At 43.0% G+C, this 19,701-nt stretch carries 12 protein-coding genes and 1 pseudogene; 10 read left to right on the forward strand and 3 right to left on the reverse strand.

Annotated features, from left to right (window positions below; all coding sequences use genetic code 11):
• Positions 1 to 154: 154 nt before the first annotated feature.
• The gene (locus tag JFC10_RS10385) at positions 155 to 1,444 is read right to left on the reverse strand and encodes a replication-associated recombination protein A (protein WP_198332758.1); all 1,290 of its coding nucleotides are present in this window, start codon (positions 1,442 to 1,444) and stop codon (positions 155 to 157) included.
• A gap of 430 nt (positions 1,445 to 1,874) precedes the next feature.
• Between JFC10_RS10385 and JFC10_RS10390 the strand changes: the two genes are divergently transcribed.
• Positions 1,875 to 2,381: a type IV secretion protein Rhs gene (locus JFC10_RS10390; RefSeq protein WP_198332777.1), complete on the forward strand. Its 507-nt coding sequence runs from the start codon at positions 1,875 to 1,877 to the stop codon at positions 2,379 to 2,381.
• 72 nt (positions 2,382 to 2,453) lie between these two features.
• Positions 2,454 to 3,401 (forward strand): hypothetical protein, encoded by a 948-nt coding sequence (locus tag JFC10_RS10395; protein ID WP_198332759.1) that lies wholly within the window; start codon positions 2,454 to 2,456, stop codon positions 3,399 to 3,401.
• Between the two features lie 70 nt (positions 3,402 to 3,471).
• Here JFC10_RS10395 and JFC10_RS10400 read toward each other — a convergent pair.
• A pseudogene (locus JFC10_RS10400) lies at positions 3,472 to 4,568 on the reverse strand (RNA-guided endonuclease InsQ/TnpB family protein).
• A gap of 188 nt (positions 4,569 to 4,756) precedes the next feature.
• Positions 4,757 to 6,037, reverse strand: a complete 1,281-nt coding sequence (gltA, locus tag JFC10_RS10405; RefSeq protein WP_045455400.1) for a citrate synthase — start codon at positions 6,035 to 6,037, stop codon at positions 4,757 to 4,759.
• Between the two features lie 1,029 nt (positions 6,038 to 7,066).
• On the opposite strand from gltA, the gene sdhC reads away from it, so the two are divergent.
• From sdhC to lpdA, 8 genes are all read left to right on the forward strand, one after another.
• Positions 7,067 to 7,453: a succinate dehydrogenase, cytochrome b556 subunit gene (sdhC, locus tag JFC10_RS10410; RefSeq protein ID WP_083475612.1), complete on the forward strand. Its 387-nt coding sequence runs from the start codon at positions 7,067 to 7,069 to the stop codon at positions 7,451 to 7,453.
• Positions 7,454 to 7,473: 20 nt separating this feature from the next.
• Positions 7,474 to 7,860 carry a succinate dehydrogenase, hydrophobic membrane anchor protein gene (sdhD, locus tag JFC10_RS10415; protein WP_227500963.1) on the forward strand — a complete coding sequence of 129 codons (387 nt, stop codon included), beginning with the start codon at positions 7,474 to 7,476 and terminating at the stop codon, positions 7,858 to 7,860.
• Between the two features lie 463 nt (positions 7,861 to 8,323).
• Positions 8,324 to 10,174 carry a succinate dehydrogenase flavoprotein subunit gene (sdhA, locus tag JFC10_RS10420; RefSeq protein ID WP_087813903.1) on the forward strand — a complete coding sequence of 617 codons (1,851 nt, stop codon included), beginning with the start codon at positions 8,324 to 8,326 and terminating at the stop codon, positions 10,172 to 10,174.
• A 211-nt stretch (positions 10,175 to 10,385) separates the two neighbouring features.
• Positions 10,386 to 11,096, forward strand: coding sequence for a succinate dehydrogenase iron-sulfur subunit (locus JFC10_RS10425; RefSeq protein WP_055123743.1), 711 nt, complete (start codon positions 10,386 to 10,388; stop codon positions 11,094 to 11,096).
• A 507-nt stretch (positions 11,097 to 11,603) separates the two neighbouring features.
• Complete coding sequence (locus JFC10_RS10430) at positions 11,604 to 12,908, forward strand: RNA-guided endonuclease InsQ/TnpB family protein (protein ID WP_087813902.1); 1,305 nt, start codon at positions 11,604 to 11,606, stop codon at positions 12,906 to 12,908.
• 742 nt (positions 12,909 to 13,650) lie between these two features.
• Positions 13,651 to 16,536: a 2-oxoglutarate dehydrogenase E1 component gene (locus JFC10_RS10435; RefSeq protein WP_198332761.1), complete on the forward strand. Its 2,886-nt coding sequence runs from the start codon at positions 13,651 to 13,653 to the stop codon at positions 16,534 to 16,536.
• Between the two features lie 153 nt (positions 16,537 to 16,689).
• A complete protein-coding gene (gene odhB, locus JFC10_RS10440) occupies positions 16,690 to 17,931 on the forward strand; it encodes a 2-oxoglutarate dehydrogenase complex dihydrolipoyllysine-residue succinyltransferase (protein ID WP_198330627.1) in 1,242 nt (413 codons plus the stop codon).
• A gap of 220 nt (positions 17,932 to 18,151) precedes the next feature.
• Positions 18,152 to 19,606: a dihydrolipoyl dehydrogenase gene (gene lpdA, locus JFC10_RS10445; RefSeq protein ID WP_109590629.1), complete on the forward strand. Its 1,455-nt coding sequence runs from the start codon at positions 18,152 to 18,154 to the stop codon at positions 19,604 to 19,606.
• Positions 19,607 to 19,701: the final 95 nt, after the last annotated feature.

Raw genomic sequence — 19,701 nt, forward strand, 5'->3', positions numbered from 1 at the left:
AGGACATTTTAACGCTTTTCAGCCCACTGTGCTGCTTCATCTCGAAACTATATGGGCCAGTCTGTCAAATATAGTGATAAGTATTACTAATGGTCACGACGATTCATGTATTCAATGACATATTAAGCAAAGGGCTAATCGACCATGTGAGCCATCAGTCATTACTGGCTGCTTGGCTTTTTAGCCAATCCATAAACTGTTTACTGTGTTGCTCGCGCTGGTTGTCAGCAAATTCATAAAAGCTGGTATCAACTAAATTATCTGGTAAATAAGACTGCGGATAATAGTGATTGGGGTAATCGTGCGGGTAGGCGTAACCTTGACCATAGCCTTGATTACGCATCAGTTTGGTCACGCCATTACGTAGGTGTAGCGGCACAGGAGAGGCATCTTTTTCTGCCAACGCCATCGCAGCATTGATGGCTTTATAAGTGCTGTTACTTTTGGCACTGGTCGCCAGATAAACCACTACTTGCCCCAAGATAATACGCGCTTCTGGCATACCAATTGATTGCACACTACGCAATGCTGCATCGGCAAGCAGTAAAGCATTAGGGTTGGCATTACCAATATCTTCACTGGCCAAGATGACCAAACGCCGCGCGATAAAATCAGCAGGCTCACCGCCAACTAACATCCGCGCCATCCAATAAAGCGCGGCATCAGGGTCTGAGCCACGTACGGACTTTATCATCGCCGAGATAATATCATAATGCTGCTCGCCATCTTTGTCATAGCGTACCAGCGCGGTCTGAGCGACACGAGCGACCAATTCATCGTTAATGACGAGCGGTGATTGCTTGGTGTCCGCCGTTTGAATAGCCAGCTCTAATAAGTTTAGCGCCTTCCTAGCATCGCCATGCGCCAGTTGGCTGATAGTGTCCTGTGCTTGTAAATCAACCGTCAAATTTTTCAGCACTGAATCTTCTGAAATTGCCCTTTGCAATACCGCACTGATTTGCTCAGGCGTCAGTGGCTCTAAACGATACACTTGGCAACGTGATAGCAGCGCATTATTGACACTAAAGGAGGGGTTTTCAGTTGTCGCACCAATCAAGGTAATATCACCAGATTCGACCGCGCCCAGTAAGGCATCCTGCTGAGCCTTGTTAAAGCGGTGTATCTCATCGATAAAAACCACTGGCGATTCAAATGCCAATGAGTCCTTATTGTCTAACACTTCTCGCAGCTGTTTGACCCCAGTATTCAAGGCAGACAAGGCATGAAAAGGCCTGCCAACAGCATCAGCCAACAGCATGGCAATAGTCGTTTTGCCGATGCCAGCTTCACCATGCAAAATAATCGATGGCAGATGTCCTTGTTCGACCAAACGCCGCAAGGGCGCACCTGCCGCCAGTAGATGTTCTTGACCAATGATTGCATCAAGTGTCGTTGGGCGCATACGCTGGGCAAGGGGTGTATCGGCATGAAAATTAGGCGGCATAGAAATCTCTATTATCAATTTAAACAGCTATCAATTAGTTCATAACGACAGTGATTAATGGGTTTTTATTGCTGCATCTAAATGACTACATCCTAGATTACATTCATCATTGCTATGGAAAAAGACCATATCTGTCTATTTGGCATGATTTTCGCACTAATGAATATTAGACATGAGTAGTAAAAGTAGGCTAATTTATAAAGATGCTATTTGGTATGTGTCTTGGTATGTGGCATACACAATAGGCTAACGCAGATTTACGTTAATAAAAGTCAATCAAGTGTACAGCTTATGTCCCAAATACTTTGATTTTTATGCTTTTATCCCTATTAACGGTTCAACAGCATTGATAGATCGCAGATATCACGCCCGATTTACGACCTATCATTTGTGATCATCCATTCATTAGGCATAAGGTATTACCGTCATGATGTCTCCACCGATATTGCAGCGTTTGTTTGCTCGGTATTTATATCGCAGTGCCAAGCAGCAATCACGTTTGCTTACTACAGGTGAGATAGCGCTGGCGCGGTCAGTATTTGGCGACAGTATCAATCTCGATGAGGTTCAGCTCAAGACTGCTTGGTGGGTGTTGAAACATTATGCCGTTAGTCCTAATGGCAATATTTATTTTAACCGAGCAGATTGGACAATAGATTTTAGCGATGCTTCATTGAGTAAAAAAAGTTGGTTGATACATGAATTGACCCATGTATGGCAATTACAGCAAGGCTTAAAAGTGGTGCGCGGTGCACTTATTGATCGCCGTTATGATTATGTAATCAAGACAGGCAAATCCTTCTTTAACTACGGTATCGAACAGCAGGCGCGTATGGTTCAGGATTATTTTATTCGTCGTCAGCGTGGACAAGACTGTCAAGCATTAGAAACTTGTATTCCATTTTTAATCGTAAAGTCTGACGACAATATGAAGTGATATCCATTGGCAATGGATTGCCATGACGACTTTGGTTTTTATTATTTTGCCTTAACAAGGACACGTACCCTTATGTTTAAATTTTTGCCAAAAAAGCCTAATTATAAAATGAATAAAGGTGTGGTTGATGAGTCTATCAATCAAAAAAACACCCTTTTACAGCACTCGTCAACCTTGCTTGCGGCAACACTCAGCGGCGTATTGCTGTTAAGTGGCTGTCAGCAGCAAGCAGAGACTCGACCTGCGCCAGAAGACAGTCAGAGCGTTGAAAAAACGAGCACAGAAGACAGTCAGCCTATGCGCCCAAGTGATTTTGCTGCTGCCCGTATAAAGCAGTTTCAGCCTATATATGTCGCGCAAGCACAAAGGCTACAGCGTCGTTTACAAGCAGAGTATGAATCCCTGCAAGCCGCTGATAGCTCAGATAGTGAGGATTCATTGCTGCTGAATGATGATACTGCTAGCGATACTAATACTAATAACGTGATGAAGAATAACAGCGATACAGCTGATAGCAACACACTATCTGCTGACACCACAGATGATGAGGTGGATATCCCCGCTGAGGCTGATATCAATACCAGTACGGAAGTTGGCGAGCGTGATTTAACGGTGTTAAAGCGAATTAGCCTTGAGCCGCGTAAGCCTGTCATGCTAACAGAAGATCAAATCATCGAAAGCTACCAGCAAGCGATGGAAGCGCTTTATCAGCCTGTGACGACGCCTCTTAGCGCAGAAGATGTGGATACGTTAATCAATATCGCAACGTTAGTACCGCAATTATTTGAGCATGCAGAAATTGCCGGTAGGCTCAGTGCCAAGAGCCCAGCATTAGCGCGTTTGATTATTCAGCATCAGGTTTGGGAGCAGATAGAAGCTCAGCAAGTGATTGATATGCAGCAGATGAAACTGAATCAACAAAAAGAGTTTGAGACGCTTATGACTAAGTTTAATGACACCATTAAAGGTTATGATGAGCAAATTGCCAAATATGAGCAGACACTAAAAGAATTCCAGTAGCCGCAATTCTGTCACTCACTCAGTTATTCATTCAGTAACGGATAGGGTTTCTTTGACTTCCTCCCCGCCCTCAAAGGACGGGGATTCCTACTAAAGACGGCCAAGCCCGACCGCGAGAATGTTTTTTGCTCCATTAACGTCTCTGTTATGGGTCGTTTTACAAGAACGACAAAACCATACTCTTATACCAAGCGCTGATCTACCTTTCGGACTGTCTTGGCGAGAGCCGCAACACGAGCAGGTTTGGGTGGTGTACGCTTCATTCACTTCGATATAGTGGCAACCTGCGTTCGCGCATTTATAATCCAGTTGCCGCTTAATTTCAAACCAACCTGCATCATAGACGGATTTGGCAAGTTTGCCCTTAGTGAATGATGTTGATTTTATTTTACCAACAACAATTAGGCTGTTGGCTTTGACAAGCTTTGATGTGAATTTATGAATAAGGTCTTGACGGGTATTTTTAATCTTGGCGTGAATGGCCTTGACCCGCTTTTTATTCTTAGCTCTTTGAGCAATGGCCAGTTTTTCAGCATATTGATGAGTGACTTTGGTTTGTAGTTTGTCGCCATCACTATTGACTGCTGAATCTTTGCAGCCTAAATCAATACCGACCTGACCAGTGCCACACGCTGTTTTTGGAAATTCTTTAACCGTCACACAGACGTACCAGTGACCGCGATGGTCCTGTACCAATTCGCAAGTATTGATGGTGTAGAGCGCTAAGTTATAGCTGTCCCATAGGTCAATAGTGAGTTTTTTACCTTTAGCTAAGCTGAATTGTAGGGTGCTTTTTAGACACTTTTTACCACTTTGGCGGGTGCTAATATGCTTAATAGCGGTCTTTTTAAACGGAATCCAACCAAGAGAACTACGTTTGGCTTTAGGGTTATTGGTGCGCCAGTTGAGTTTGGCTTTTTTAAACTGTTTACGAGCCTTGGCATGGGTTTCGGTCACTGCTTGTAAGGTTTGGCTGTGTAGGTTTAGATATTCACCCGCACCTTTGGTGTAAGTAGCCAAATCATAAGCCGAAAAGAATTGACCAGTACGCTTGAGGTGTTTAAAACTTAGCTCATTGACGTAATTCCAGACAAAGTTAACCGACCCCGCTAAGATATTTAGCTGAGTGGCATGTTTGTCTTTGATGCGTAGTTTGAGCGTTTTCATGGGGTAATTATGATCTCAATGTATTTGGTTATCAAGGTATGTTCAATCTTAGGTGACAACGGTTGACGCCTGATATCCACGCCCTAGAAGGACGTGGTTTTACGGCGTTTGATGATAAAAAGTGAACCATAAAAAATCCCGCACGATGGCGGGATTTTTTATGGTTCTAAAAACTAAAATATAAGTGACTATTTGCGGTCTTCAACTTTAACGAAGTCGCGATGCGTTTCACCCGTGTATAACTGACGTGGACGACCGATTTTGAACGGTGTGCTGTGCATCTCTAACCAATGGCTTATCCAACCAGAGGTACGAGCCAATGAGAAAATAACGGTAAACATTGACGTTGGGATACCGATGGCTTTAAGGATAATGCCCGAGTAAAAATCAACGTTTGGATACAAGTTACGCTCAACGAAGAACGGGTCTTCTAAAGCGATTTTCTCAAGTGCCATGGCAAGCTCAAGCTTAGGATCATTGATGCCCAATGCGCCTAATACTTCGTCACAAGTTTCTTTCATTACTTGTGCGCGTGGATCAAAGTTTTTATAAACGCGATGACCAAAGCCCATCAGTTTCACTTCACGGCTCTTCACTTTTTCCATGAATTCAGGCACATTTTCAACTGAACCGATCTCATCTAACATCTCAAGCACGGCTTCGTTCGCGCCGCCATGTGATGGTCCCCAAAGGGCGGCGATACCAGCAGCGATACACGCATAAGGGTTGGCGCCAGTAGAACCAGCTAGACGTACCGTAGACGTTGACGCGTTTTGCTCATGGTCAGCATGCAAAGTAAAGATTTTGTCCATGGCACGAGTGATGACGTCATTGGTTTTATAATCAACATCAGCAGGCGTGGCAAACATCATGTATAAGAAGTTTTCAGCATAGCTAAAGTCATTGCGTGGGTACATGAACGGTTCGCCTTGCGAGTATTTATAACTCATCGCAGCAAGCGTTGGCATTTTAGCGATTAGACGGATAGCCGTGATTTCACGATGCTCTTCGTTACTGACATCTAATGCTTCATGATAAAACGCGGATAAAGCACCAACGACACCAACCATAATGGCCATTGGATGTGCGTCACGGCGGAAGCCTTCAAAGAACTTGCGCAATTGATCATGAACACCCGTATGCTTACGGATTTTTTCAAAGAAGTCTGCTTTTTGCTCAGCATTAGGCAAGTCGCCATGAATCAATGCATAAGCCACTTCTAAGTATTCAGCATTGTTTGCTAATTGATCGATAGGGTAGCCGCGGTGTAGTAGCTCACCTTTACCGCCATCAATATAAGTAATCTTTGATTCAACAGGCGCGGTTACTTTAAAACCAGGGTCATAAGACCAAAATCCTGATTCTTGTAGAGCAGCAATATCTAGAACTGGACGCCCTAAAGTACCTTCGATAATAGGAAACTCGTATTCTTTACCATTGACGGTTAGTTTGGCATTAGTGTCAGCCATAAATTGCTCTCCATTGTTTTTAGCTTGTTAGAATAAAATTACGACAGACGCACACCCTCGCGCTATCGGTAGTCAAATGATCAAAATGCATTTAACTCATTTAATACGCAGGGTATATTAGCAGTAATTCCTTATGATTTGAAAAGACTTTTACCATCAATGCCACCAATTGGCACGGTTTAGTCGTGTTTGTTCACTGTAATTTTTGTATCAAAATATGTCTGATTGGTTATTTTGCTTAGAAAGCTTGTTTTTATGACAGTAAGTAGAGCTACATTATCCGCATAATTTCTAAAGAAATTTACGATAATAATGTAGCAGATTTTATTAATATTTGGGGTAAAAACAGACAGAGTATGAGTAGTAGACGAATTGAGTTGGGTAAAAATTCCGCCAAAATTGTGCAATTTTAAAAAATGCGTATGTCCTCTGTCTGTTTATTTGTTAACACAGCGTTTATCTTTTACTGCTTAGGGGATAAATTTGTAATTATCGTCCAGTCATTTTATAATTGTAGGGACTTAACTGGCGCTCGCTTTGTGCGAATTGATAAGTGGTCATGATATAGTGTCGTTTTTCTATTCATACTCGGTCTCGGCTGAGTAGCACAAGAGCAACGACGCACCAGCGTTTTGATAAACAATATCTTCGATCCATGGTTTGAATGTTCTTGTTAACTGTTCTATTTTTAAGTTTTTAGTAAAAGGGCTGTATTGATATCGATGACGGAATAGCGTTATTTTTATTGATATGACCAGTAAAAATAGACTAGTTAATCGATCTTACTCATGTTTATTTTCTTTGTTGTATAATAGATGGGTTGTTTGACAGACCTGTCGATTTGACGAGCGGTATTAAACAATTTATCAATACTTTGAACTCCATGATCCTTTCTTCATATTTAGCGCAAACTAAACGAAGTCAGCTAGCTCTTCCTTACTTTATTCGTCTCGTGTGTTGCTCAATGCTTAATCGACATCAGTGATATCAAGCGTTGATAGCAGATACAGGAGTATAACCGCAAAAAGGATGCCCGCTGTGAAAAGCAACCGACCTATTGATCTGCCTTTAAGCCAAGTGATTAGCGTTAATCGCTCACCGATTGCGATCGCCTCTATCTTGCATCGTATCTCTGGCATTATTTTATTTTTATTGATTCCTGTCATGCTGTGGTTACTACAGAACTCATTGGCTTCGGCTGAGAGTTTTGAGACCGTATTTGACAACGTACTTGTGCGCTTTTTAGCATGGATATTTGTTGCTGCGATTGCTTATCACTTTGTGATGGGTATTAAGCACTTATTCGCTGATATGGGCATGAACGAAGAGCTAAAATCTGGTCGCACTGCGTCTATGGTTAGTTTTGTGATTGCAGCGATTCTAATTGTCGCGTCATTTGTATGGGTGATGTTCTAATGATAAAAAATGATTCAGGAATCAAAAGTGCGACTGGTCTGACAGGTTCAGGCTCACGCGATTGGATTATCCAGCGTATTAGCGCTGTCGTTTTAGCCGTTTATAGTGTGGTACTGCTGGGCTTCTTTTTGACGCACGGCGATGTTACTTATCTTGAATGGTCATCATTCATGACCAGTTTGCCTATGCGCCTATTTAGCTTGGTGGCGGTACTTGCCCTAGCTGGTCATGCTTGGGTTGGTATGTGGACCGTGTTTACCGACTATATTACCACGGGCAAATTGGGCTCAAGCGCAGCAGGTCTACGCTTAGTGCTACAGTCATTGATGATTATCGCTATTTTAGTGTTTCTATTTTGGGGCATTATGATTTTTTGGGGTACTGGTTTCGGTGTGGTTGCTGTTTAACGATAGCCAATCCCCTATAATCTGGATACGGTGTCAGGCTCGCTTAGTCTACTATTTGTAGTTCTGGTGACATGCCTTCCTTGTATCCATATTATATTGAACAGACTATGTATTGATAATATTTATTTATCTGTAACTTGATTTATCTATAAACAATAACGGACGCGACTAGCAAATGTCAAAGTCATCCGTTAGTAGCCAAAAATAGTCATAGCCAATCATAGCGTTGGACATCATTGACTTAGTCAGTCACTTATATAATAGGTGCGCTATGGTTTAGTCAGTGAGCGAACCCAATATAACGATAGATATGCAAATTAGGTGGTTAAAGGTTGTGAGCGTCATCCACTTTGATAATTGCAAATAGTGGCAAGACAATAAAGTGTTTTGTCCAGCAATAGGATGATTTTGAGACAGCCTTTTTATTTACTTCTAAGCATTAATAGGCATTAGGAAAACCGTAATGGCAACTAGACAAGATAATACCATTAGTAATATTAAGACGCTAAACTACGATGCAGTCATCGTTGGTGGCGGCGGCTCAGGTATGCGCGCTTCACTACATTTGGCAGAAGCAGGCATGAAAGTTGCCGTTTTGACCAAAGTATTCCCAACCCGTTCGCACACGGTTGCGGCTCAGGGCGGTATCGGCGCAAGTTTAGGCAACATGAGCAACGATAACTGGCATTTCCACTTTTATGACACCGTTAAAGGGTCAGATTGGTTGGGTGACCAAGACGCGATTGAATACATGTGCCGTGAAGCGCCAAAGGTCGTTTATGAGCTTGAGCACATGGGCATGCCGTTTGACCGTAACGAAGACGGCACAATTTATCAGCGCCCATTTGGTGGTCATACCTCAAACTATGGTGAAAAAGCCGTACAACGTGCATGTGCTGCAGCTGACCGTACGGGTCACGCGCTATTACATACGTTATATCAGAAGAATTTGCAGCAAGGCACTGAGTTCTTTATCGAGTGGATTGCGCTTGATTTGATCAAAGACGAAGCGGGTAATATCAACGGTGTTATCGCGCTTGAGCAAGAGACAGGTACAGTTGCCGTATTCCAATCACCAATTACTGTCCTAGCGACAGGGGGTGCAGGTCGTATCTTCGCCGCTTCTACTAACGCTTATATCAATACTGGTGACGGTATTGGCATGGCCGTTCGTGCTGGTATTCCATTACAAGACATGGAGTTTTGGCAATTCCACCCAACAGGTGTCCACGGTGCAGGCGTACTGTTAACTGAAGGTTGCCGCGGTGAAGGCGCTATCTTACGTAATAAAGATGGCGAAGCGTTCATGGAGCGCTATGCGCCAACCGTGAAAGACTTGGCACCACGTGATTTGGTTTCTCGTTCTATGGATCAAGAGATCAAAGAAGGTCGCGGCTGTGGTCCAAACGCTGACCATATCGTAATGGATATGACGCATTTGGGTGTAGAAACCATCATGAAGCGTTTGCCATCGGTATTTGAGATTGGTAAAAACTTCGCTAACGTTGATATCACCAAAGAGCCAATTCCCGTTATTCCAACCATTCACTATATGATGGGCGGTATTCCAACCACTATCCATGGTCAAGTCATTAAGCCTGATCTAGAAGCAGGTACGGACGAAGACGGTCTATATGCAAAAGGCAACGTGGTTAAAGGTCTTTATGCTATCGGTGAATGTGCTTGTGTCAGTGTTCACGGTGCCAACCGTTTAGGTACCAACTCTTTGCTTGATCTATTGGTATTTGGTCGTGCTGCTGGTAAGCATATCGTTGATGAATTCCATCATGCCGATCATAACTATAAGCCTCTAGATCCACGCGTGCTAGATTATACGGTCGGTCGTTTAGACAAGCTACAACAGTCGACTGAAGGCTACAATGCCCAAGACGTGGCTGACGAGATTCGTGCAACCATGCAAGCGCATGCGAGTGTGTTCCGTACGCAAGCGATGATGGACGAAGGCGTTGACAAGATTTTAGCGCTTGGTGACAAGATTGAAAAAATCCATTTGGCTGATAAATCACAAGTATTTAACACAGCGCGCATTGAAGCATTCGAAGTGGCTAACTTGTATGAAGTGGCCAAAGCGACGATGGTATCAGCGGCAATGCGTCACGAAAGCCGCGGTGCTCATAGCGTGTCTGACTATGACCGTCCAGAAGATGATGATTACGCACCAAATGGCCGTAATGACCACGAGTGGATGAAGCATACCTTATGGTATTCTGAAGGCAATCGCATCATTTATAAGCCAGTTCGTAAAGTACCACTAACGGTTGATTATATCGAACCGAAAGTTCGCGTCTATTAATTTTAGACTGCGCAATTTAGCGATACGAACAGCGTAAAAGTTTTATTTTTTATTCATTTATTAAAAGGTGACCGCCAGCTACATGCTCATGCCAGCGTGACAATATGATTAGTTGATATTTGATAATTACTGTCAATATGGGCTAATCAATAGCGCTGATATGCTGCAACCTTTGTATGCCCGCCATCACCTACGTGTGGAGTTTAGCATTATGAGCCGAGGTACTCGCACCATCGAAATCTATCGCTACGATCCTGATCTGGACGCAGCGCCGCGCATGCAAACGTATACGATTGAGTTGCTAGACTCAGATCGTATGTTGCTTGACGTGTTATTACGCCTGAAAAAGGAAGACGAAACACTGACCTTCCGTCGCTCTTGCCGTGAAGGTATTTGTGGCTCTGATGGCATGAACATCAATGGCAAGAATGGTCTAGCGTGTCTCATTAACATGAACACTCTGCCAGAAAAAGTCACGGTTCGTCCATTACCAGGTCTACCTGTTGTTCGCGATTTGGTTGTTGATATGAACCAATTCTATGAGCAATATGAGAAAGTACATCCGTACTTGATAAATGATCAGCCAGCACCGCCGACAGAGCGTTTGCAGTCACCTGAGCAACGCGAAAAGCTAAACGGTCTGTACGAATGTATTCTATGTGCATGCTGTTCAACCAGCTGCCCATCGTTCTGGTGGAACCCTGATAAATTCTTAGGTCCATCAGCACTACTGCACGCTTATCGCTTCGTGGCTGATAGCCGTGATGGTGATACGCAAGCACGTTTGGCGCGCTTAGATGATCCATTTAGCCTATTCCGTTGCCGCGGTATCATGAACTGTGTATCAGTTTGTCCAAAAGGCTTGAACCCAACCAAAGCAATCGGTCATTTACGTAATATGCTCATTGACCAAGCAGGTTAATCGTTTATAATTGTCTATTTTTTTGCAGATAGCGTACGAAAAACACCACCTAATCATTAGGTGGTGTTTTTTATGAACAATAATCTGAGATTCTTTGATTGTCTTTCAGTGCCAGATAGGGCTTATAGAGACGATTATTCGACATGGTTAAAGGTAAGGCTGGGCTATCAATACGTTGGTTGTATGTAAGAAGGCATGATATATACGTCAGCAATCTATCAAAAAAGCGAAATAGGACTCCACCCGGCATTAGGGCGGAGGGGAATGTCACTTAGTATTTATTATATTCGGTGGTGTGTCAAAAAATATGTTGACTAAAATTTGAACAATTTTTGAAGCCTTGAAAGCTCTATGGAATCAGAGAAATTAGCATAGACTTCGTATTAAATTTTTTCGTCACCATACTTTTTAGAACACCGCCTTATATTTTTATACAGATTAGTTACTGAAATAAATCGTGTTAATCTTTAGTATTGATAACATGTCAGACGAAAATGAATTGGTGTTATGAAAATCAGTAAAGCGTATAAGTTTAGGCTTGAGCCTAACGCAGAGCAAGAGGTTATCTTAAATAACCTTGTTGGTTCTGCGCGCTTTGTTTGGAATCAAATGCTGGCCATATCGTTTGAGATGTTTGCTAAGAATGAGTTTATTAATGCAACGAATTTGGTTAATAAAATCATGGATATTAAAGCCAATCCTGATTTTGCATTCTTAAAAACAAGCTCCAATGCGGTATCTTTACAACAGAAAGTTCGTGATCTCGCTTCTGCTTGGTCGCGCTTTTTTGACCCTAAAGTTCATGCAAGGCTGAAAGAAAATAACAGAAAACCTAGAAAAACTAAATGCCTCAAGCTTGCCGACGGCACTGAAATCCAACTACGCCCACTCATGCCGCGTTTTAAACGTAAATCAGATGGTCGAGATTCAATCCGCTTGGTTCAGTTTGATAAATATTGCCGCGTTAATGGCAATCGCGTCAAATTACCGAATGGTATTGGCTTGGTGAAGTTTAAAAAATCTCAAGAGATCATAGGTGTCATAAAGAATATCACCATCAGTAAGAAATCCGGCCAATGGTACGTGTCTTTCGGTACGGAGCGTGAGGTTGAAACACCGACCCATCCGTCCAAAACCGCCATTGGTATTGATTTAGGGATTACTAAATTTATCACTACCTCAAACGCTGATATTATTCAGCCCAAAAATAGCTTCAAAGCTAATCAAGTCAAGATAGCAAGGCTACAGCGCCAATTAAGCCGCAAGGTCTTATTTAGTAATAATTGGAAAAAGCAAAACCGTAAAATCCAAAAGCTTCACCATCATATCGCCAATATTCGCCATGACTACTTGCATAAGATCACCACTGACATCAGCAAAAACCACGCCATGATTGTCTGTGAGGATTTGAAGATAGCTAATATGTCGAAATCAGCAAGTGGTACGCTTGAAAACAAAGGTCGCAATGTCAGAGCCAAATCAGGATTGAATAAATCAATTCTTGATCAGGGTTGGGGTATGGCGTTGACTATGCTTGAGTATAAACAGCAGTGGCAAGGTGGATTATTGATCCAAGTAAACCCAAGATTTACTAGCCAAACCTGTTTTGAGTGCAAGCATGTTGCCAAAGAAAATAGACGCACCCAAGCAAAATTTGAGTGCGTTGAATGTGGTTATATTGCGAATGCTGATGTTAATGCAGCTCGTAATATTCTTACGGTAGGACATGCCGTTTTGTCTGTGGAGGGAGGACGCGGTAAAGGTCGCCCGATGAAACAGAAAGCTTGTGACCTTCGTGAGAAAGTCACCTAAGAGCTTTTGCTTTTAGAATCCCACACTTGAGCTTGTCGAAAGTGGCGGGAGTATGTCAAATAATTGGTGTTAGAAAAAAGCATTCACCAAGAGATATTCACCACGTAAAATGTTAGAATAGCGTATTATTTTAATAATTAGTTGTTTTGAAGAGCAGCTATCAGTTGCCACTATTCTGTCTTACTAATAAATTCGTAGTAAACTGGAATGATGTACCTGAAATGATAGTAGATATTCATTACCTAAATAGTTATTATTGAACAAACAAACTATGGCGTAAAACGCTGTCGTGCTACTCTATACAGCAGTGTATGTTCGCTTCAAAAGCAATGATAGCTTGGAAATAACAATATAAGTCAGTGAGAGTAGCCAAATGATAGGCTAGCTGAACGATTCATTAAATGTTTATCTTTAATGAGTTGGTTATCATTGATTTCAGTATATATAAATTAATGTTGTGAAACGAGTAAGATAAGAAAACTGCACGTTCACAAATAATTCTATTTTTAATAATAGGTATTGCAATGAGATTTATTATCACTATGTAGGATGATTGTCTGTATAAGCAAAATGACAGGCACACGTATTACTCTTTTATAGTGATAACTGTAGTTTATAAAGCAGTACTGAATAGAAGACGATTGAGTTTTTATAGCATTAAGTATGTATATATCTAACATACAACAGATTACACAATAATAAGCACGATTCCATTCATTTATCTATCAAATAGACGATTATTATGAATAGTATAACTAAAGAAGCAGCAAGCCTAGGACATACAGAACTGGCTGCTGACAACGCCAGCTATATAGAAGCTCTTTATGAGCAATACCTAAATGACCCTGATAGCGTCGATACCGATTGGCAAACGTATTTTGAACAATACAAATCGCCGAACGATGCACAGCACAACGCTATTAAGGAACAGTTTTTGTTGCTTGCCCGCAACCAAACTGCTAACAAACCTAGCACTTCAGCGCCTGATACAAATACAGGCAATTTAACTGATTGTGCTAATCCTAAGCAAATGGCTGTGCAGCAGCTAATTTCAGCTTATCGCCGCCGTGGTCACCGCCGCGCCAAGCTCGATCCGTTAAATTTACATCCACGTGCTGAAGTGGAAGATTTGACGCTTGCTTATCATAACCTTTCAGAAGCTGATCTTGATACGGTATTTCCTACTAACGATTTAAATATCGGTAAAGATGAAGCGCCATTGCGTGAAATCATCGAAATTATGGAACGTGTTTACTGCCGCTACATTGGTACTGAATACATGCACGTTACCACCAGTACCGAAAAACGCTGGATGGAAAAGTATCTAGAAACCAACCTAGGTTACATCAAGTTCGATAAAGAAAAACGTTTATCTATACTTGAGCGCTTAACAGCAGCTGAAGGGTTAGAAAAATACTTGGCACGTAAATATACGGGTGTGAAGCGTTTCGGACTAGAGGGCGGCGAAAGCTTTATCCCTGCTATCAATGAAATCATCCAACGTGCAGGCGGTTATGGCACTAAAGAGATGGTCATTGGTATGGCTCACCGTGGACGCCTAAACCTATTGGTCAATATCTTAGGCAAAAACCCTGCGGATTTGTTTGACGAGTTTGATGGCAAAGTACAGCCAGAAAAAGGCTCAGGTGACGTTAAGTACCATAATGGTTTTTCATCGAATGTGATGACGCCAGGCGGTGAAGCGCATTTGGCTTTGGCATTTAACCCGTCACATCTTGAGATTGTCGCGCCAGTATTGCAAGGTTCTGTACGCGCACGTCAAGTTCGCCGTAATGATGAGCCTTTAATGGAGCATACCGATGGTAACTCAGTATTGCCAATCGTCATTCATGGTGATGCGGCGTTTGCTGGTCAAGGTGTGGTTCAAGAAACGTTCCAAATGTCACAAACCCGTGCTTATAGCACTGGTGGTACAGTACATATCGTGATCAATAACCAAGTCGGTTTCACGACGAGCCGTCAAGAAGATGTGCGTTCGACTGAATACTGTACTGACGTTGCAAAAATGGTACATGCACCTATTCTACATGTGAACGGTGATGATCCTGAGTCGGTGGTATTTGCCGCACAGTTAGCATTAGATTATCGTCATGAGTTTGATAAAGACATCATTATTGACCTGTTCTGCTATCGCCGTAACGGTCACAATGAAGCCGATGAGCCATCAGCGACTCAGCCACTCATGTATGCCGTTATTAAGAAGTTACCAACGACTCGTACTATCTATGCACAGAAGCTTATTGCTGACGGCGTCTTAAGTGCTGAAGAAGAAAAACAGTATGAAGATGACTATCGTGAATCTTTAGACCGTGGTGATTACGTTGCCAACTCTCTGGTTCAAGAACCTAACGAGCAGCTATTTGTCGATTGGAAACCTTATTTAGGTCACGAATTGGTAGATGATTGGGATACCAGTGTCGACATCGAGACTCTAAAAGGTTATGGACGTCGTATGGCGGAAATGCCAGAAGGCTATAAGTTACAACGCCAAGTACAAAAAGTGGTTGAGCAGCGCTTAGCCATGCAAACAGGCGAAGAGCCGTTGAACTGGGGTGCAGCTGAAACATTGGCATACGCATCACTAGTCGATAACGATAAAGTATTGGTACGTATCACTGGTGAAGATGTTGGACGTGGTACTTTCTCACATCGTCATAGCGAAATTTACAATATGGATGATGGCAGCATGTATGTGCCATTGGCTCATATGAGTGACACTCAAGCCCGCTTTGCCACTTATAACTCATTGTTATCAGAAGAAGCGGTACTTGCATTCGAATATGGTTATGCAACGACAGTACCAAATGCCTTGATCGTTTGGGAAGCGCAGTTTGGTGACTTCGTCAACGGCGCACAGGTGGTGATTGACCAGTTTATCTCAAGTGGTGAAACCAAGTGGCAGCGCGTTTGTGGTCTAACTATGTTGTTACCCCATGGTTTTGAAGGTCAAGGCCCTGAGCATTCATCTGCACGTCTTGAACGTTTCTTACAGCTATGCGCTGAAGACAATATGCAAGTAATAACGCCAACGACACCTGCACAGATCTATCATGCGCTACGTCGTCAAGCAGTTCGCCCAATTCGTAAGCCATTGATTGTCATGTCGCCGAAGAGCTTACTACGTCATAAGCTAGCCACTTCAAATCTTGAAGAGCTGGCGAATGGTAAGTTTGAAACGGTACTGCCAGAGATGGACAACCAAAATGCAGACCAAGTCACTCGTATGGTGCTTTGTGGTGGTAAAGTTTATTACGATTTGCTTGAGCAGCGCCGCGCCTTAGGTCTAGATCATGTCGCTATTGTTCGTATTGAGCAGCTCTACCCATTACCAGAGCAGCGTTTGATGGCTGAGATTGAAAAATACAGCAACTTGGCTGAGATCGTTTGGACGCAAGAAGAGCCGCTGAACCAAGGCGCTTGGTATTATTTAGCACCGCATATGTTCCGTATCGTCGTACCACACCCAACCAAGGCGAAAGTCATGGAGCCAGTGGCGCGTCCTGCGAGTGCAGCACCTGCCACAGGGTCACCGAAACTGCATGCTCAGCAGCAGCAAGCGTTGATCGCTGGTGGTCTTGGTATCAGTGTCGATGAGTTGGCTAAGTAACAGATTATTGAAGATAAATGAATCAGGCGATAACAGTCAGTATGTTGTAATAAAATCTAGATAGTATTATCTAAGATCGCTATGCAAGATGGCACTGACTGCCTATCACGACTTAATAACAAATATGAATATCCCAATCTAAGGAGTATATCGATGGCTGATATCAAAGCCCCCGTTTTTCCAGAATCAGTTGCCGACGGTACTATCGTTGAGTGGCATGTCACTGAAGGTCAGCAAGTCAATCGTGATGACCTATTGGCTGAGATCGAAACTGATAAAGTTGTATTAGAAGTTGTAGCGCCTGATAACGGCGTTGTGACCAAAATCGTTAAGCAGGTTGATGATACCGTGTTGTCTGACGAGATCATTGGTCAATTCGAAGCTGGTGCAAGCGCCAGTGCAGATAATGCTCCTGCGGTAGATCCAGATCAACCAGCAGCGCCAGTACAAGCCAAGCAAGCAGCAGATGGTGGCGAGCCTGTCCAAGCAACAGATAAAAAAGACGAAGCGGACCATAAAGATCAAAGCCCAGCAGTTCGTAAAGCAGCGAAAGAGTCTGGCGTAGATCCTAAAGAAGTGGAAGGTAGTGGTCGCGGCGGTCGTGTGACCAAAACCGATATGGCTAACCCAACATTGAAAGCAGACAGCAGCATCAAATCTGATAGCGGCCGTCCAGTAGCTGAATCAATGGGTGAGCGTACTGAGAAACGTGTTCCAATGACACGTCTACGTAAGACAGTCGCCAATCGTCTGCTAGCAGCTTCACAAGAAACGGCGATGCTAACGACGTTTAACGAAGTGAACATGAAGCCATTAATGGACATGCGCGCTAAATATAAAGAACAGTTCGAAAAACGTCATGGCGTACGTTTAGGCTTTATGTCATTGTTCGTGAAAGCGGCAACCGAAGCACTTAAACGCTTCCCAGCAGTAAACGCTTCACTAGACGGTGATGACATTGTTTATCATGGTTTCTACGATATCGGTGTTGCTGTATCATCTGATCGTGGTTTGGTTGTTCCAGTACTACGTGATACCGATCGCATGAGCATGGCTGATGTTGAAAGCCGTATCCGTGAGCTTGGTGGCTTGGCTCAAAAAGGTAAACTTGGTCTAGATGACATGACTGGTGGTACTTTCACTATCTCAAATGGCGGTGTATTTGGCTCATTGATGTCAACACCGATTTTGAACCCACCACAAACAGCTATCCTAGGTATGCATGCGATCAACGACCGCCCAATGGCTGTTGATGGTAAAGTTGAAATTCTACCGATGATGTATCTTGCATTATCTTATGACCATCGTATGATTGATGGTAAAGAAGCGGTACAGTTCTTAGTCACTATCAAAGAATTGGTTGAAGATCCAGCCATGTTGCTCCTAGACCTGTAAGCTTTTAAGCTTGTATTGGCAACTGCTGATACAAGCTTTTTAACTTTAGTCTAAACAGTGGTGCTCGTTGTTTATTAATAAATAAGAATGTTTCTACTTTATGGTGTATTTACCGTAAAGTGAAAAAATTTGAACCAAATATGGCTTATTTATTAACGAGACAATCCTCAGTTTAAACGATATTTACAATTAGAACGATAATTAGAAATAGGAACGTACTATGAAAGACAATTATGATTTAGTCGTCATCGGCGGCGGTCCTGGTGGTTATGAAGCCGCTATCCGTGCAGGTCAGTTAGGTATGAGCGTTGCTTGTATCGAAAAGCGTGTTTATAAAGGTGAGCCAGCACTTGGCGGTACTTGCTTGAACGTTGGTTGCATCCCATCAAAAGCACTACTTGATAGCTCGCATCGTTACGAAGCGACGAAGCATGACCTTGCTGAACATGGTATTAGCACTGGTGACGTTGCTATTGATATTGAGCAAATGATTGCACGCAAAGAAGGTATCGTTAAGCAATTGACGGGCGGCGTTGCTGCACTATTGAAAGGCAATGGCGTTGACTGGCTGCAAGGCTGGGGTACGTTAGAAGACGGCAAGGGCGCTGATAAAAAAGTTAAATTTACCGCGCTTGCAGATGAAGCAGAAACGACCATCACTGCTAAAAACGTGATTCTTGCGGCAGGTTCTGTGCCGATCGATATCCCAGTTGCTAAAACTGATGGCGATCGTATCGTTGACTCTACTGGCGCCCTTGATTTCACTGCTGTACCTAAACGTTTAGGCGTGATTGGTGCTGGTGTTATCGGTCTTGAGCTGGGTTCAGTATGGCGTCGTCTAGGCGCTGAAGTGGTTGTTTATGAAGCGTTGCCAAGTTTCTTAGCAGCTGCTGACAAAGATATCGCAAAAGAAGCGGGCAAAATGCTGAAGAAGCAAGGTCTTGATATCCGTGTCGATACCAAAGTAACCAATGCTGAAGTCAAAGGCGATCAAGTTGTTGTCACGAGCGAAACCAAAGGCGAGTCATCTGAAGAAAGCTTCGACAAACTGATCGTTTGTGTCGGTCGCCGTGCTTATTCTGAAAAATTACTTGGTGATGACAGTGGCATTCAATTGACTGAACGTGGTCTTATCGACGTGAATGATCAATGTAAAACCAATCTTGATGGTGTTTATGCCATCGGTGATTTGGTTCGTGGTCCAATGCTTGCGCATAAAGCGATGGAAGAAGGCATGATGGCCGTTGAGCGCATTCATGGTGAAAAAGCTCAAGTCAATTATGACACGATCATTAACGTCATCTATACCCATCCAGAAATCGCATGGGTTGGTTTGACTGAGCAAGAAGCTGAAGCCGCTGGCTACGAAGTTAAAACAGGTTCATTCAACCTAGCAGCGAACGGCCGTGCATTGGCTCAAAGCGAAGCAGAAGGCTCTATCAAAGTCGTGGCTGATGCTAAAACAGATCGCCTATTAGGTATGCATGCTATCTCTGCTGGTGCTGGTGATATCGTCCATCAGGGTATGATTGCGATGGAATTTGTCTCTAGTATCGAAGATTTGCAGTTGATGACCTTTGCTCATCCAACCATTTCAGAAGCCGTGCATGAAGCTGCTCTGTCTGCTGATGGCCGTGCTATTCACGCCATTCAGCGTAAAAAGCGTAAGAAATAAGTCGTTATTTTGATCAGTACCAACTTATAACCTGATCGCGGTGGGGTCGTTATGGCTTCCACCACGGTCATGAGTGCGCCATATGCCTGTCTAAT

The sequence above is a fragment of the Psychrobacter aquimaris genome (genome assembly GCF_016107525.1).
Classification (GTDB): Bacteria; Pseudomonadota; Gammaproteobacteria; order Pseudomonadales; family Moraxellaceae; genus Psychrobacter; species Psychrobacter aquimaris.